Below are 15,662 nucleotides of genomic sequence, written 5' to 3' on the forward strand. Positions count from 1 at the left end.
CTGTGTGAAATGAAACCTGCCGGATGCGGGGCACCGCCTTATCCGGCCTACGTTATACTGAACGTATTTTGTAGGCGCTGATAAGCGCAGCGCATCAGGCACATTGCGGCACCGTGGTTATCTTCTTACCCATTGCATAACAAAATCAGCAATTTGCTGTATATCATTAATATCTAATGATGGAACATCCACAGGTAACGGAACATCACTGGCAACCGCGATAACAAACTCATCCATCGCCAACTCTTTAGAACTATGCCCGCAGCCCTCGCGAAAAAGCAGGATCTTCGCAACAGGTTCATGCTTAAATCCCTCAACCAGTACCATATCCAACGTCGAAGCATCCATCCTGCTTACCAGATACGCTAAATCCAGTTCGGGTTCTTCCGGTGTTTCTACCATTAACGCCCAACGTTGCTGACTGGCGACCAGTGTTTGTGCCGCCCCTGCCTTGCGCAGCTCATAGCTATCTTTGCCGGGCTTGTCGATATCCATATTATGGTGAGTATGCTTAATCAATCCGGGTCTAATACCTCTGGCGCGCAGCTCAGGGATCAGTTTCTTTAGCAGCGTGGTTTTTCCCGTACCGCTCCATGCCGCAATGGCAAGTAATGGGATCATGATTTTTCCTGCCATTTTGCGAGTTCTTCAGGTGTGTTCACGTTTACGAATGCATCTTTATGATCGCTGAAATCGACGGCATGACCGCCAGCCTGACGCATAAAAATCATGACGCGTCGTTCACCTGACTGAAGATAATCCTGTAGCAAGGGCTGCAAGGAACGGTGCATCAGGGCAATGGTCGGGTGATCTCTTTCCCCATCATGCACCCAGACGATTGGTGCAGCTTTGCGCTGCTCTTTTAAACGAGAGACCAGATCGTGAGGAATATAGGGCATATCGCACGGGCAGAACAAAAACCAGTCCCCCGCTTGCTGCAGGAATACCGACAGCATCCCGGCCAGTGGGCCAGGGAAATCGGCCAGGGCATCGGGAATCACTTTCAGGCCGCTTTGTTGGTAGATATCCCGGTGGCGATTGGCATTAACGACTACGGTTTCGACCTGCAAAGCGAGGGTATCGGCTACATGCCGCCAAAGCGGTTTACCGTCCAGCTCAAGCAAACCTTTATCCGTTCCGCCCATCCGTCTGGCCTTACCGCCCGCCAGCACAACCCCTGTTATTGCACTATCCAGAATCACTGATATCGCCTCTTTTAATGTGGGATTGACCCTGCTAACGTATCCGTATTGAGCCTAAGGAGCACAACCATGAAATGTAAACGCCTGAATGAAGTTATTGAACTCCTCCAGCCAGCCTGGCAGAAAGAACCCGATCTTAACCTGATGCAATTTTTACAGAAACTGGCGCAAGAGTCAGGTTTTGACGGTGAACTGGCGGATTTAACTGATGACATTCTGATCTATCACCTGAAAATGCGTGACTCGGCGAAAGACGCCGTCATCCCAGGTATTCAGAAAGATTATGAAGAAGATTTTAAAACAGCCCTTCTCCGCGCACGTGGCGTAATTAAAGAGTAAAAGCTTGTAATCGCCGCCACCGAAAGCGCTGCGAAATGATATCCTGAATCATTCGTAGTATTTTCCGGATGATGGGATGAACGACAACGCTTTTACTTTCCAGACGCTACACCCGGATACCATCATGGATGCGCTGTTTGAGCAGGGGATCCGGGTGGACTCCGGGCTTACCCCGCTTAACAGCTATGAAAACCGTGTCTATCAGTTTCAGGACGAAGACCGCAGACGCTTTGTCGTTAAGTTTTATCGCCCTGAGCGTTGGTCCGTCGATCAGATCCAGGAGGAGCACCAGTTTGCTCTGGAGCTGGTGAGCGATGAAGTGCCGGTTGCTGCGCCGTTGGTACTGAATGGCCAAACGCTGTTAAGCCATCAGGGTTTTCATTATGCGATCTTCCCAAGCGTCGGCGGGCGCCAGTTTGAGGCAGATAACATCGATCAGATGGAGGCGGTTGGGCGCTATCTGGGGCGTATGCACCAGACTGGCGGCAAGCGTAATTTCGCTTTCCGTCCCACGATTGGCCTTGAAGAGTATCTGACCGAACCGCGTAAACTGTTTGAACAGGCCCAACTTATTCCATCAGGGCAAAAAGCAGCCTTCCTGAAAGCAACGGATTCACTTATTACAGTAGTTTCCGAATGCTGGCATACGCGTTTTGCCACGTTACGCCTGCACGGTGATTGTCATGCCGGCAATATTCTGTGGCGTGACGGCCCAATGTTTGTCGATTTAGATGATGCCCGCAATGGTCCGGCTGTTCAGGATTTATGGATGCTCCTCAATGGTGATAAAGCTGAACAACGCATGCAGCTTGAAACCATTATCGAGGCTTATGAAGAGTTTAGTGAGTTCGACACGACAGAAATCGGACTGATCGAACCTTTACGTGCTATGCGTTTAGTTTATTATCTTGCATGGCTGATTCGACGTTGGGGTGACCCTGCGTTTCCAAAAAACTTCCCGTGGTTAACCGGGGAAGATTACTGGCATCGTCAGACCGCAACTTTTATTGAGCAGGCAAAAATTCTGCAAGAGCCCCCCTTACAATTAACGCCAATGTATTAATCGGAGAAACTTGAACATGAAAAAAATATGGCTGGCGCTGGCTGGTATGGTTTTAGCTTTTAGCGCATCTGCGGCGCAGTTCCAGGATGGCAAACAATACATCACTCTGGAAAAGCCTGTTGCGGGTGAACCGCAAGTGTTGGAGTTCTTCTCCTTCTACTGCCCGCATTGCTACCAGTTTGAAGAAGTGCTTCATGTGTCTGATAACGTGAAGAAAAAACTGCCGGAAGGTACCAAGATGACCAAATACCACGTCGAGTTTCTTGGGCCTTTGGGTAAAGATCTGACGCAGGCCTGGGCTGTTGCTATGGCACTTGGCGTTGAAGATAAGGTCACTGTTCCGCTGTTTGAAGGGGTTCAGAAAACCCAGACCGTTCAGTCTGTTGCAGATATCCGTAAAGTGTTTGTCGACGCGGGTATTAAAGGTGAAGACTACGATGCGGCATGGAACAGCTTTGTGGTGAAATCACTCGTGGCGCAGCAGGAAAAAGCGGCGGCTGATTTACAGCTGCAGGGCGTTCCGGCGATGTTCGTGAATGGTAAATACCAGGTAAACCCGCAGGGCATGGATACCAGCAGCATGGATATCTTTGTACAGCAGTATGCGGATACCGTGAAATTCCTGGTTAGTCAGAAGTAAAAGCGAAAGCCGGTCATTGACCGGCTTTTTTGTTTGTGGCTTTAATCGCATCTATTTGCGCGTCTTTCTCGCTCCAGAGCGTATTCAACCATAGCTGAAACCGACGCTTGAAACCTTTATCGTTCACGTAATCACCGTGCAACTCTTCTTGAATTTGCTCCAGGTTCACCCGCACGACAATACGCGTTAATTTGCCGCTCAGCATATCGTAGAAAGGGCGGCGGCTATTTTCCGGGTAGCACAACGTGACGTTCAGCAACTTATCAAACTGCGACCCCAGTACATTTAATGCCATAGCGATACCGGCCGCCTTAGGTGGGAGCAGGTTTTGATAGGGGGAGCGGGTTTGCTCACGTTTCTCGTTAGTAAAGCGTGAACCTTCGACAAAATTCACGATAGTTGTCGGGTGTACGCGAAACTTCTCGCAGGAACGACGCGTTGTTTCCACATCTTTACCGCGCCGTTCCGGGTGACGGAGCAGATAGCCGCGTGAATAACGTTTCATAAACGGCATATCCAGCGCCCAGCAGGCCAGGCCAATAAACGGCACCCAGGCCAGCTGTTGTTTGAGAAAATATTTATTCATCGGGATGTGCTTACGGAACAGAACGCAAAGCACAACGATATCGGCCCAGCTGTAATGATTACAAATGAGCAGATACCAGTTTTTTTTGCTAAGACCTTCCAGCCCTTCGACGTCCCACTTCAATCGTGGATTGAGGTGTAGAAGTAGCGCCAGACCTTCACACCAGCAATACATCATGAAATTACAGAAGATGGAAACCTTGCGCCAGACGACAGGAACAGGCAAAAGGAGTTTTACAACCCCGGCAAGGATGATCGGCACAGAACAAAAAATCGTGACCAATATGGTCAATACGATACTCAGCAACAGCGTTATCGCAGCGAGTATTCTTGTCATAATTAAATTATTCAAAAGGTTAGCCATAGACAGTGCGCTAAAGAGGCGCAAGGGGCTAATTTTATCAGAAAACGAACCAAATGATGGATCTTCCCTGAATAGAAAAAAAAGGAATATCTATCCACATCAGGAGACAAGCGATAAAAATGGGATAAAATGCTGTAAGTTTCTTTAATTAACTGAAATATATGAAAAAATGTAATTGTTCAATAATTAACTTGCTATATTTAAAGCGCTGAAAATTATTTATTCACAAAGTTATCCACAGTTTGATTTGCGATCAAAGCAGAAGAACTGCAAAAGTTTTTCGACAAAAACGGCGAAAAACTCATGTTTTCATCCCGTCTGTGGCATCCTTTACCCATAATCTGATAAACAGGCACGGACATTATGGTTCAGATCCCAGAAAACCCACTTATCCTTGTAGATGGCTCATCTTACCTTTATCGCGCATATCACGCGTTTCCGCCGCTGACTAACAGCGCAGGAGAACCTACTGGTGCGATGTACGGTGTTCTCAACATGTTGCGTAGCTTGATTCTACAATATCAGCCGACCCATGCTGCTGTGGTATTCGACGCTAAGGGTAAAACCTTCCGTGATGAATTATTCGAGCATTACAAGTCACATCGCCCGCCAATGCCTGACGATCTGCGCGCGCAGATTGAACCTCTGCATGCGATGGTAAAAGCGATGGGGCTGCCATTACTGGCTGTTTCAGGCGTGGAAGCCGATGATGTTATCGGTACGCTGGCGCGTGAAGCGGAAAAGGTTGGTCGTCCGGTATTGATCAGTACCGGTGATAAAGACATGGCTCAGTTGGTGACTCCAAACATCACCCTGATCAACACCATGACTAATACGATCCTCGGCCCGGATGAAGTGGTGAATAAGTATGGTGTGCCGCCTGAGCTGATCATTGATTTCCTGGCGCTGATGGGCGACTCCTCCGATAACATTCCAGGCGTTCCTGGCGTGGGTGAGAAAACGGCTCAGGCTCTGCTTCAGGGGCTGGGTGGGCTGGATACCCTCTATGCAGAATCAGACAAGATCGCGGGGCTGACTTTCCGTGGCGCAAAAACCATGGCGGGCAAACTTGAGCAGAATAAAGAGGTGGCGTACCTCTCTTATCAATTAGCGACCATTAAAACGGATGTGGAACTGGAGTTAACCTGCGAGCAACTGGAAGTGAAGCAGCCCGCAACAGATGAACTGCTTGGTCTGTTTAAACAGTACGAATTTAAGCGTTGGGTTGCAGACGTAGAATCCGGTAAATGGCTACAGGCGAAAGGAACGAAGCCAGCGGCTAAACCGCAGGAAACAATCGTCGTCGAGGCTACGCCGGAAGAACCTGCGACGGCTCTTTCCTACGATAACTACGTGACGATTCTGGATGAAGCGACGCTGGAAGAGTGGATCGCAAAGCTGAAAAAAGCGCCCGTCTTCGCCTTTGATACAGAAACTGACAGCCTGGACAATATCTCCGCGAATCTGGTTGGACTGTCTTTTGCCATTGAACCGGGCGTGGCGGCGTATGTTCCTGTTGCCCATGACTACCTGGACGCCCCCGATCAGATCGCGCGCGACCGCGCGCTGGCGCTGCTGAAGCCGCTATTGGAAGATGAGAACGCGCACAAAGTTGGGCAAAACCTGAAGTACGATCGCGGTATCCTGGCGAATTATGGCATCGAGCTGCGCGGCATCACCTTTGACACCATGCTCGAATCCTACATTCTTAACAGCGTTGCCGGTAGACACGATATGGACAGCCTGTCGGACCGCTGGCTGAAACATAAAACTATCACCTTTGAAGAGATCGCCGGAAAAGGCAAAAACCAGCTGACCTTTAACCAGATAGCGCTGGAAGAGGCCGGTCGTTACGCTGCGGAAGACGCCGACGTTACGCTACAGCTGCATCTGAAGATGTGGCCAGAATTGCAGCAGCATAAAGGGCCGCTGAACGTCTTTGAAAATATTGATATGCCGCTGGTGCCGGTTTTGTCTCGCGTTGAGCGCAACGGTGTGAAAATCGATCCGGCTGTTCTGCACAAGCATTCAGAAGAGCTGACGCTGCGTTTGAACGAGCTGGAGCAAAAAGCGCACGAGATTGCCGGCGAAGCGTTTAACCTCTCTTCCACCAAGCAACTGCAAACCATCCTGTTTGAAAAGCAGGGCATTAAGCCGCTGAAGAAAACGCCTGGCGGCGCACCATCAACGTCGGAAGAGGTACTGGAAGAGCTTGCGTTGGATTACCCATTGCCGAAAGTGATCCTGGAATATCGCGGGTTAGCAAAACTGAAGTCGACCTATACGGACAAGCTTCCGTTGATGATTAACAAGAAAACCGGGCGCGTACATACCTCCTATCATCAGGCGGTTACCGCGACCGGACGCTTGTCTTCAACGGATCCGAACCTGCAAAACATCCCGGTACGTAATGACGAAGGTCGTCGTATTCGCCAGGCGTTTATTGCCCCGGAAGACTACGTGATTGTTTCCGCGGACTACTCGCAGATTGAACTACGTATCATGGCGCACCTCTCGCGTGATAAAGGCTTGCTTACCGCATTTGCCGAAGGGAAAGATATTCACCGCGCAACGGCCGCTGAAGTCTTTGGCTTACCGCTGGATTCAGTAACTAACGAACAACGCCGCAGCGCGAAAGCTATCAACTTCGGTCTGATCTACGGGATGAGCGCCTTTGGTCTTGCTCGCCAGTTAAATATTCCGCGCAAGGAAGCACAGAAGTACATGGATCTCTACTTCGAACGCTATCCTGGCGTGCTGGAATATATGGAACGCACGCGTGCACAGGCAAAAGAGCAGGGTTACGTTGAAACGCTGGAAGGTCGTCGCCTCTATTTGCCGGATATTAAATCCAGTAATGGCGCTCGTCGCGCGGGTGCTGAACGTGCCGCAATCAACGCCCCGATGCAAGGTACTGCCGCAGACATTATTAAGCGAGCCATGATAGCCGTAGACGGATGGCTGCAAACCGAGCAACCGCGCGTGCGCATGATCATGCAAGTTCACGATGAACTGGTGTTTGAAGTGCACAAAGATGACCTGGAAAGTGTGTCGAAAAAGATCCATCAACTGATGGAAAACGAGACCCAGATTGACGTGCCGTTATTAGTGGAAGTCGGTAGTGGTGAAAACTGGGATCAGGCGCACTAAGGGGTGACTGAATAACGGCCATTTTTCGTAACTAAGCAACATAAGATAGAACTTTTTGTGATGTCCATTAGAATTCCCTATGTAAGGAATGAAAAAAAATTACAAAAAGTGCTTTCTGAGCTGCTCAAAAAAGAGTAAAGTTATTCTCGTAGGGTACAGAGGTAAGATGTTCTATCTTTCAGACCTTTTACTTCACGTAATCGGATTTGGCTGAATATTTTAGCCGCCCCAGTCAGTAATGACTGGGGCGTTTTTTATTGTGCGCAAGAAAAGTTTCGCTCACGCCGTAGGCCGGATAAGACGCGCAGCGACGCCATCCGGCATAGCGGGAGATTATTCCCCGTCCTGAATCTCTTCAACCGGTGCCAGTTCACTAAACCAGCTATCCAGCTTCTGACGCAGTTTGTCTACGCCCATTTTTTTCAGTGATGAAAAGGCTTCTACCTGCACATCGCCATTAAATGCCAGCACGGCTTCACGCACCATATTCAGTTGAGCTTTGCGCGCGCCGCTGGCCAGCTTGTCTGCTTTGGTCAGCAGCACCAGAACCTGAACGTTGCTCTCTACCGCCCATAGGATCATCTGCTGGTCCAGATCTTTAAGCGGGTGACGAATATCCATTAACACGACCAGGCCTTGCAAGCTCTGACGCTTTTCCAGATATTCCGCCAGTGCGCGCTGCCATTTGCGTTTCATCTCTTCCGGCACTTCGGCGTAACCGTACCCCGGCAGGTCAACCAGACGTTTGCCGTCAACGACTTCAAACAGGTTGATGAGCTGAGTACGGCCCGGTGTTTTAGATGTACGCGCCAGACTCTTTTGATTAGTCAGGGTATTTAGCGCACTGGATTTGCCTGCGTTGGAACGGCCAGCAAAAGCCACTTCGATTCCGGTATCGGAAGGTAAGTGGCGAATATCAGGCGCACTCATCACAAAATGCGTCTGTTGATAATTCAAGTTAGTCAAAGCGGTCCTCTCCATCAATCAAGGCTTTGCAGCGATTATACCTGAACACCAGCAAAAGGCTGGTTTTTCGACGCGTAGCCAGTGTAAGTAAAAACCACTCACTTTGTGAGACATTGCCGATAGTATCTATACGAGATGACAGGGTAAAAAATGACATAGCCTAAATAAATCATAGTGTTACGGTTAGGCGGTATTCTTAAAATCCGAAATTGTTACCTTGGTTACTTGTACGTTTAAGCCAAAACGGTAAAGTAGTGTCCATAGCGAGGAAGCTGACAGGATAGACGACTCAGGATGAGGGTCAGGAGCGCCAGGAGGCGAAGACACAGGATTGTCAGGAAGACAAACGTCCGGAGACGTTAGTAAAAGGAAATGGAAACAACACGGAATGTTTCAGGCTAAGGGAAAAACAGGGTGTGTTGATAGCCAACAGGGATAGTAGAGCCCGTAAGGGTTGAGAGTCAGGAAAAAAGGCGACAGATTACTCTGTCGCCTTTTTTCTTTATTTCTGCTAGATTCCGGCGCAAATATATACTGAATAAAAACAGCCAAAGACGAATCATGATGAAACCAACTTCTACACCACGCGGTAAAGGTCCTGCAAAAGCGCGTCGTAAAACACGCGAAGAAATTAACCAGGAAGCTCGCGACCGTAAGCGCCAGAAAAAACACCGTGGCCATGCGGCGGGTAGCCGTGCGTCCGGAAGCGATGGCGCATCTGGTGGCGGAAAGCAAAATAAGCAACAAGATCCTCGTATTGGCAGTAAAACCCCCATTCCATTGGGCGTGACCGAAAAAGTCACCAAACAGCACAAACCGAAGAGTGAGAAACCTATGCTTTCACCACAGGCTGAGTTGGATTTACTGGAAACGGATGAGCGCCTGGATGCGCTGTTGGAACGTCTTGAAGCAGGAGAAACCCTGAGTGCGGAAGATCAGACCTGGGTTGATGCCAAGCTGGATCGCATTGATGAGCTGATGCAAAAGCTGGGTCTCTCTTACGATGATGAGGAAGACGAGGAAGAAGAAGAAAAACAGGAAGACATGATGCGTCTGCTGAAAGGCGGCAACTAACGGTTTTACACCGTGGGTCTTCCCGTCCTGCTTATAACCCTTCCGGTTATATGTTATCTGGTGTGGTTATTCGTTAAACTACAGCGGTTGTCGCGGCGACAGAAGTGGCTGCGCAACCGGCTTATTACTCGCACAGGGGTTAAGCCGGTACGCCGTACCCGCCAGAGACGCCATCGGAAGGAGTGAGCATGTCAGAGCAGCTAATAGACTGGGACCTGGCCCTGATCCAGAAATATAACTATTCCGGGCCACGATATACCTCGTACCCAACCGCGCTGGAGTTTTCTGAAGACTACGGCGCCGAGGCGTTTTTAAACGCTGTGGCGCGTTACCCTGAGCGTCCGCTCTCGTTGTACGTTCACATCCCGTTCTGCCATAAACTGTGTTACTTCTGCGGCTGCAACAAGGTTGTGACGCGTCAGCAGCATAAAGCCGATCAATACCTCGATGTGTTAGAACAAGAGATCATTCATCGCGCACCGCTGTTTGCCGGACGCCATGTCAGCCAACTGCACTGGGGCGGCGGCACGCCAACGTACCTGAATAAAGCGCAAATCAGCCGTTTGATGTCGTTGCTGCGTGGCAACTTCAACTTTAATGCGGACGCGGAAATCTCGATCGAAGTTGATCCACGTGAAATTGAGCTGGATGTACTCGATCACTTACGTGCTGAAGGTTTTAATCGCCTGAGCATGGGCGTACAGGATTTCAATAAAGAAGTTCAGCGTCTGGTTAACCGTGAGCAGGATGAAGAATTTATCTTTGCGCTGCTGAATCATGCGCGGGAGATTGGCTTTACCTCGACGAACATCGATCTGATTTATGGCCTGCCAAAGCAGACGCCGGAGAGCTTCGCCTTTACCCTGAAACGTGTGGCTGAGCTAAATCCAGACCGATTGAGCGTTTTTAACTACGCGCATTTGCCAACGCTGTTTGCTGCTCAGCGCAAAATCAAAGATGCTGACCTGCCCAGCGCGCAACAGAAGCTGGATATCCTGCAGGAGACCATCTCGTCACTGACCGAAACCGGTTATCAGTTCATTGGCATGGATCACTTTGCTCGCCCGGATGACGAACTGGCGGTTGCTCAACGCAAAGGTGTGCTGCATCGTAATTTCCAGGGGTATACCACCCAGGGGGATACCGATCTTTTGGGGATGGGCGTATCGGCCATCAGTATGATTGGCGACAACTACGCGCAGAACCAAAAAGAGCTGAAGCGCTATTATCAGCAGGTAGACGAGCAAGGGAACGCGTTATGGCGTGGAATTGCGCTGACCCGCGATGACTGTATTCGTCGGGATGTGATTAAGCTGCTGATCTGCAACTTCCGCCTCGACTATGCCGCCGTGGAACAGCAATGGGATCTGAATTTTGCTGACTATTTTGCCGAAGACCTGAAACTGCTGGCGCCGCTGGCGAAGGATGGGCTGGTGGATGTGAATGAGAAGGGGATTCAGGTTACGCCTAAGGGCCGCCTGCTGATTCGGAATATTTGCATGTGCTTTGATGCCTATCTGCGCCAGAAAGCGCGGATGCAGCAGTTCTCACGCGTCATTTAGCCGGGTTGCCCGGTGGCGCTGCGCTTACCGGGCCTACGAAATATCAATACGTAGGTCGGGTAAGCGCAGCGCCACCCGACAAACCCACTAGCTGAACAGTCCAACCAGCGCCGCGCACAGCACTGCGGCAACCGCAGTTTGTGGCGTATGGCTTTCGACCGCACCGCTCGACAGCAGATTAATCATTGATTCCAGCATGATGACTTCCCCCCGTTAGCCGGGCACGATCATACTTAACTCATCGGAACAGTAAAGCGCAAAATAGCAGCAATTTGCGCTCAATTATCAATCTTTACACAGCGACCGATCGTCACTCCATTCCGAGTTCTTTTAACTTACGCGTCAAGGTATTACGGCCCCAGCCGAGCAAACGCGCTGCTTCCTGTTTATGCCCCTGGGTATGACGCAGCGCGGTGGTCAACAGCGTGCGCTCCATCTCTGGTTGAGCTTCAGAAAGCAAGTTTTGATGACCGGAACGTAATGCCCGGTCTGCCCACTGCGCTAACAGCGTTGCCCAACTGTCCGGCTGCATAGTGGACGGCGCGTCTGGCACGCTGGTTTCAAAAAGCTCGGTCGGCAAGTCCTGAATCAATACTTCCTGTCCGGCAGCCATGACGGTTAACCAGCGGCAGGTGTTTTCAAGCTGGCGTACGTTGCCTGGCCAGGCCAGACGCGTAAGCGCTGCCTCGGTTTCGGGATGTAATTGCTTGGCTTCCACCCCCAGCTCGCGGGCCGCTTCCTGCAGGAAATGACGTGCCAGGCGAGGGATGTCTTCCCGACGTTCACGCAGCGGGGGCAAATGAACGCGAATGACATTCAGACGGTGGAATAAATCTTCACGGAATTTGCCTTCCTGTACGCGCAGTTCCAGATTCTGATGCGTGGCGGCGATGATGCGAACATCCACTTTCACCGGCGCATAACCGCCCACACGGTAAAACTGTCCATCGGCTAATACGCGCAGTAAACGCGTTTGCACGTCCAGCGGCATATCGCCGATTTCGTCGAGGAACAGCGTACCACCGTCAGCCTGCTCAAAACGCCCCTGACGAATGGTATTTGCCCCGGTAAACGCCCCTTTCTCATGACCGAACAGTTCAGACTCGATCAAATCTTTCGGGATAGCCGCCATGTTCAGCGCGATAAACGGCGCTTTGACGCGTGGGCTGTGGCGGTGTAGGGCATGAGCGACCAGCTCTTTACCGGTGCCGGACTCTCCATTAATCAATACGCTGATTGAAGAACGTGAAAGCCGGCCAATAATGCGAAAAACATCCTGCATCGCCGGCGCTTCGCCAATGATGTCGGTCGTTGGACCGTGGATTTGTACATTACGCGGCTGCTGCTGTTCCTGATAATGACTGATGGCGCGTTCGACCAGCGCCACAGCTTCGTCAATATCAAAAGGTTTGGGCAGATAATCAAACGCCCCTTGCTGGTAGGCGCTGACGGCGGCATCCAGATCGGAATGCGCCGTCATTATGATGACCGGAAGCATCGGATGACGCTGTTTGATCTGTTTTAGCAGGGTCAGACCATCCATACCCGGCATGCGAATGTCTGACAACAGTACGTCCGGTGTTTTGCTGGCCAGTGCATCCAGTACTTCTTTACCGCTTTCAAATGCGGTACAGCTCAGACCAGCTCCTGCGAGCGCACGTTCTAGCACCCAACGGATGGAACTATCGTCATCAACGACCCAGACTATTCCTCGTTGCATAAACGTCACCTTTATTTCCTGATAGGCAGGTAAACCGAGAACTCGGTATGACCCGGCCAACTGGTAAATTCAATTTTGCCGGAATGCTGATCAATTAAATTACGGGCGATGGATAACCCAAGGCCGGTACCGCCCTCGCGACCGCTGACCATTGGGTAGAACAGCGTGTCCTGCAAATGAGGGGGAATACCCGGGCCGTTATCCTCAACATCGATCCGCGCCGCCAGACGGTAACGCACGCCGTGCAGCGTGAGCTGAAACGCAGTGCGGGTACGCAGGACGATCTCGCCGCCTTCCGGCCCTAACGCTTGCAGGGCATTGCGCACGATATTCAGCAGGACCTGTTCTATCTGGTCCGGGTCGTGCAATAACTCAGGCAGGCTCGGATCGTAATCACGAATTAGCGTAACGTTTTCTGGCACTTCCATCGAAACCAGCGCCACCACACGCTCCGCCACTTTGTGAATACTTTCCGTGATATGCATGCCCGGTTGTTGCGGTCCTAATAGACGGTCGACCAGATTACGCAGGCGATCGGCCTGCTCAATAATAACTTTGGTATATTCGGTCAGCGCCGGGTCCGGGAGCGCTTTACTGAGAAGCTGCGCCGCGCCGCGTAAACCGCCCAACGGGTTTTTAATTTCATGCGCCAGACCGCGTACCAGATCGCGGGCGGCAATTTGCTGGGCATGCTGGAGCTGTTCCTGACTCAGACGGCGCTGGTTATCCATTGGCGCCATCTCCAGCAGGATAAGCCCATCAGGCAGCCTCTGGGCGGTCACAGAGAGGATATGCGAGTGGCTGTCTATCACCAGCGTCACTTCGTTATCCGTAAAGCCCTGACCAGCTTCCAGGCTCTCACGCATCAGTCCGATGTTTAACGAAAAATAACTCAACAGATCGGGCAGCGGTGTACCAAACAGTTTGCGGGAGCTTTGGGCGAGCAGTTGTTGCGCCGCCGGGTTGGCGTAATGTATCGACAGCTCATCGTCGACGAGTAAGATGCTATTGATTAAAGAATTGAGGATCTGCCCAGCATCGGGCAGCGTGCCGGTTGCCATTCAGCAGTCTCCTGAAAAGTGTTGCACCATTTTAGTGCATTATAGCTTTTTATGGATAAAAAGCGCGAGAAAGCAGGTTGTTAGTGGAGAAAAAAGCCCATCCAGAGATGGGCTAAAAGTTCCACGGCAACTAAAACCTTCGTCTTTCTCCCTACAGCTGTGTTGGCTGCTTTCGCTCACCCCAGTCACTTACTTATGTAAGCTCCCGGGGATTCACTCAATTGCCGCCTTGCTGTAGCAAGAAATCCATTGGTTATTACACCCTCTGCACGTTTTTATGTGAGAGTGTAAAAGTTAAATTAAACGCTGTAGTACAGCTCAAACTCTACCGGGTGCGGCGTCATGCGCACACGGTCATCTTCTTCACGACGCAGCGCAATGTACGCATCGATCGCTTCATTGGTGAACACGCCGCCTGCAGTCAGGAACTCGCGGTCCAGATCCAGTTCTTTCAGTGCTTCTTCCAGAGAACCTGCAACCTGTGGGATCTCCTTCGCTTCTTCAGGCGGCAGGTCGTACAGGTTTTTGTCCATCGCTTCACCCGGGTGGATCTTGTTCTTAATACCGTCAAGACCCGCCATCAGCAGCGCGGCAAAGCACAGGTACGGGTTAGCAGCCGGGTCCGGGAAGCGCACTTCGATACGACGTGCTTTCGGAGAAGCCACTACCGGAATACGGATAGAAGCAGAACGGTTACGGGCAGAGTAAGCCAGCATTACCGGCGCTTCGTAACCCGGGACCAGACGCTTGTAGGAGTTGGTGGTCGGGTTCGCCAGGGCGTTGATCGCTTTAGCGTGTTTGATAACGCCGCCGATGTAGTACAGCGCCTGCTCAGACAGACCCGCATATTTGTCACCGGAGAATAGGTTTACGCCGTTCTTGGACAGGGACATGTGGCAGTGCATGCCGGAACCGTTATCGCCAAACATTGGTTTTGGCATAAAGGTCGCGGTTTTACCGAAACGGTGAGCGACGTTGTGAACCACATATTTGTAGATCTGAATTTCGTCCGCTTTTTTGGTCATGGTGTTGAAGCGGGTCGCGATTTCGTTCTGACCAGCAGTCGCTACTTCGTGGTGATGCGCTTCAACGACCAGGCCCATTTCTTCCATGATCAGACACATGGTTGAACGGATGTCCTGAGAAGAATCTACCGGAGGAACCGGGAAGTAACCGCCTTTCACGCCCGGACGGTGACCTTTGTTACCACCTTCGTACTTGGTGGAGGAGTTCCATGCGCCCTCGATATCATCGATAGCCACGTGGGAACCGGAAATGGACGCGCCGAAACGGATGTCGTCAAACAGGAAGAACTCTGGCTCTGGCCCGAACAGAACGGTGTCTGCGATGCCGGTAGAACGCAGGTACTCTTCAGCGCGTTTAGCGATGGAGCGCGGGTCGCGGTCGTAGCCCTGCAGCGTACCGGGTTCCAGGATATCACAACGGATGATCAGGGTGGACTCTTCATAGAACGGGTCAATGAGTGCAGTAGACGCATCTGGCATCAGAACCATGTCTGATTCGTTAATGCCTTTCCAGCCACCGATTGAGGAGCCGTCAAACATTTTGCCTTCTTCAAAGAATTCGGCATTTACCTGATGAGCAGGAATAGTGACGTGCTGTTCTTTACCTTTAGTATCAGTGAAGCGCAAATCAACAAACTTCACTTCGTGTTCGTTCAGCATCGTCAAAACGTGTTCAGCGGACATACTTACTCTCCCGGATTGGTCATGGTCGTCGTGGTAACGAAGTCTTCAATTCTGCAAAAAATTGGCCGTGTCGCCGTAAAAAAGATAAAGCGAAATCTGTGCCAACTTTTAAATTGCCCCTAAAAGGCGTTATCATGCGCACTATCGTGCAAAGGGGCTGCACCATGAAGGATGCATTGCACCATTATAGTGCTTTAATGTGAACATTAAGCACCATATTGGTGCAA

14 protein-coding genes and 1 pseudogene are annotated in these 15,662 nt (G+C 50.9%); 7 read left to right on the forward strand and 8 right to left on the reverse strand.

Features of this window, described 5'->3' with window-relative positions:
- Positions 1-117: 117 nt before the first annotated feature.
- Positions 118-621 carry a molybdopterin-guanine dinucleotide biosynthesis protein MobB gene (gene mobB, locus FDW97_RS04315; protein WP_085049694.1) on the reverse strand — a complete coding sequence of 168 codons (504 nt, stop codon included), beginning with the start codon at positions 619-621 and terminating at the stop codon, positions 118-120.
- Positions 618-1,202 carry a molybdenum cofactor guanylyltransferase MobA gene (mobA, locus tag FDW97_RS04320; RefSeq protein WP_085049695.1) on the reverse strand — a complete coding sequence of 195 codons (585 nt, stop codon included), beginning with the start codon at positions 1,200-1,202 and terminating at the stop codon, positions 618-620. Before mobA ends, mobB begins: the two co-directional genes overlap by 4 nt.
- A 69-nt stretch (positions 1,203-1,271) precedes the next feature.
- On the opposite strand from mobA, the gene FDW97_RS04325 reads away from it, so the two are divergent.
- The 3 genes from FDW97_RS04325 to dsbA all read left to right on the forward strand — a co-directional run bounded on the left by FDW97_RS04325 (position 1,272) and on the right by dsbA (position 3,244).
- On the forward strand, positions 1,272-1,541 hold the full coding sequence (locus FDW97_RS04325) for a YihD family protein (protein WP_003028616.1): 270 nt from the start codon (positions 1,272-1,274) through the stop codon (positions 1,539-1,541).
- A gap of 76 nt (positions 1,542-1,617) precedes the next feature.
- Positions 1,618-2,604, forward strand: a complete 987-nt coding sequence (locus FDW97_RS04330) for a serine/threonine protein kinase (protein ID WP_061382604.1) — start codon at positions 1,618-1,620, stop codon at positions 2,602-2,604.
- 16 nt (positions 2,605-2,620) lie between these two features.
- Positions 2,621-3,244 (forward strand): thiol:disulfide interchange protein DsbA, encoded by a 624-nt coding sequence (gene dsbA, locus FDW97_RS04335; RefSeq protein WP_038635827.1) that lies wholly within the window; start codon positions 2,621-2,623, stop codon positions 3,242-3,244.
- 13 nt (positions 3,245-3,257) lie between these two features.
- Here dsbA and FDW97_RS04340 read toward each other — a convergent pair whose 3' ends face one another.
- A complete protein-coding gene (locus tag FDW97_RS04340) occupies positions 3,258-4,193 on the reverse strand; it encodes an acyltransferase (protein ID WP_085049697.1) in 936 nt (311 codons plus the stop codon).
- 363 nt (positions 4,194-4,556) lie between these two features.
- On the opposite strand from FDW97_RS04340, the gene polA reads away from it, so the two are divergent.
- Positions 4,557-7,343 carry a DNA polymerase I gene (gene polA, locus FDW97_RS04345; protein ID WP_085049698.1) on the forward strand — a complete coding sequence of 929 codons (2,787 nt, stop codon included), beginning with the start codon at positions 4,557-4,559 and terminating at the stop codon, positions 7,341-7,343.
- 333 nt (positions 7,344-7,676) lie between these two features.
- Here the strand turns inward: polA and yihA are convergent, their stop codons facing one another.
- Entirely contained in the window at positions 7,677-8,309 is a 633-nt protein-coding gene (gene yihA, locus FDW97_RS04350) for a ribosome biogenesis GTP-binding protein YihA/YsxC (protein WP_069324898.1), read from the reverse strand.
- A 209-nt stretch (positions 8,310-8,518) separates the two neighbouring features.
- Here yihA and FDW97_RS04355 point away from each other — a divergent pair.
- From FDW97_RS04355 to hemN, 3 genes and pseudogenes are all read left to right on the forward strand, one after another.
- Positions 8,519-8,767: pseudogene (locus tag FDW97_RS04355) on the forward strand (hypothetical protein).
- 103 nt (positions 8,768-8,870) lie between these two features.
- Positions 8,871-9,383, forward strand: coding sequence for a Der GTPase-activating protein YihI (gene yihI / locus FDW97_RS04360; RefSeq protein ID WP_038635839.1), 513 nt, complete (start codon positions 8,871-8,873; stop codon positions 9,381-9,383).
- A 188-nt stretch (positions 9,384-9,571) separates the two neighbouring features.
- The gene (hemN, locus tag FDW97_RS04365; RefSeq protein WP_121529775.1) at positions 9,572-10,945 is read left to right on the forward strand and encodes an oxygen-independent coproporphyrinogen III oxidase; all 1,374 of its coding nucleotides are present in this window, start codon (positions 9,572-9,574) and stop codon (positions 10,943-10,945) included.
- An 87-nt stretch (positions 10,946-11,032) separates the two neighbouring features.
- On the opposite strand, the gene FDW97_RS04370 is transcribed toward hemN, so the two are convergent.
- The 4 genes from FDW97_RS04370 to glnA all read right to left on the reverse strand — a co-directional run bounded on the left by FDW97_RS04370 (position 11,033) and on the right by glnA (position 15,435).
- Entirely contained in the window at positions 11,033-11,143 is a 111-nt protein-coding gene (locus tag FDW97_RS04370) for a YshB family small membrane protein (protein ID WP_003028631.1), read from the reverse strand.
- Between the two features lie 112 nt (positions 11,144-11,255).
- Complete coding sequence (gene glnG / locus FDW97_RS04375; protein ID WP_038642954.1) at positions 11,256-12,665, reverse strand: nitrogen regulation protein NR(I); 1,410 nt, start codon at positions 12,663-12,665, stop codon at positions 11,256-11,258.
- 11 nt (positions 12,666-12,676) lie between these two features.
- Positions 12,677-13,726, reverse strand: coding sequence for a nitrogen regulation protein NR(II) (glnL, locus tag FDW97_RS04380; protein WP_038635845.1), 1,050 nt, complete (start codon positions 13,724-13,726; stop codon positions 12,677-12,679).
- Between the two features lie 299 nt (positions 13,727-14,025).
- On the reverse strand, positions 14,026-15,435 hold the full coding sequence (gene glnA, locus FDW97_RS04390) for a glutamate--ammonia ligase (RefSeq protein ID WP_038635848.1): 1,410 nt from the start codon (positions 15,433-15,435) through the stop codon (positions 14,026-14,028).
- Positions 15,436-15,662 lie beyond the last annotated feature (227 nt).

It is taken from the genome of Citrobacter sp. wls708, from assembly GCF_005281255.1.
GTDB classification, from domain to species: domain Bacteria; phylum Pseudomonadota; class Gammaproteobacteria; order Enterobacterales; family Enterobacteriaceae; genus Citrobacter; species Citrobacter werkmanii.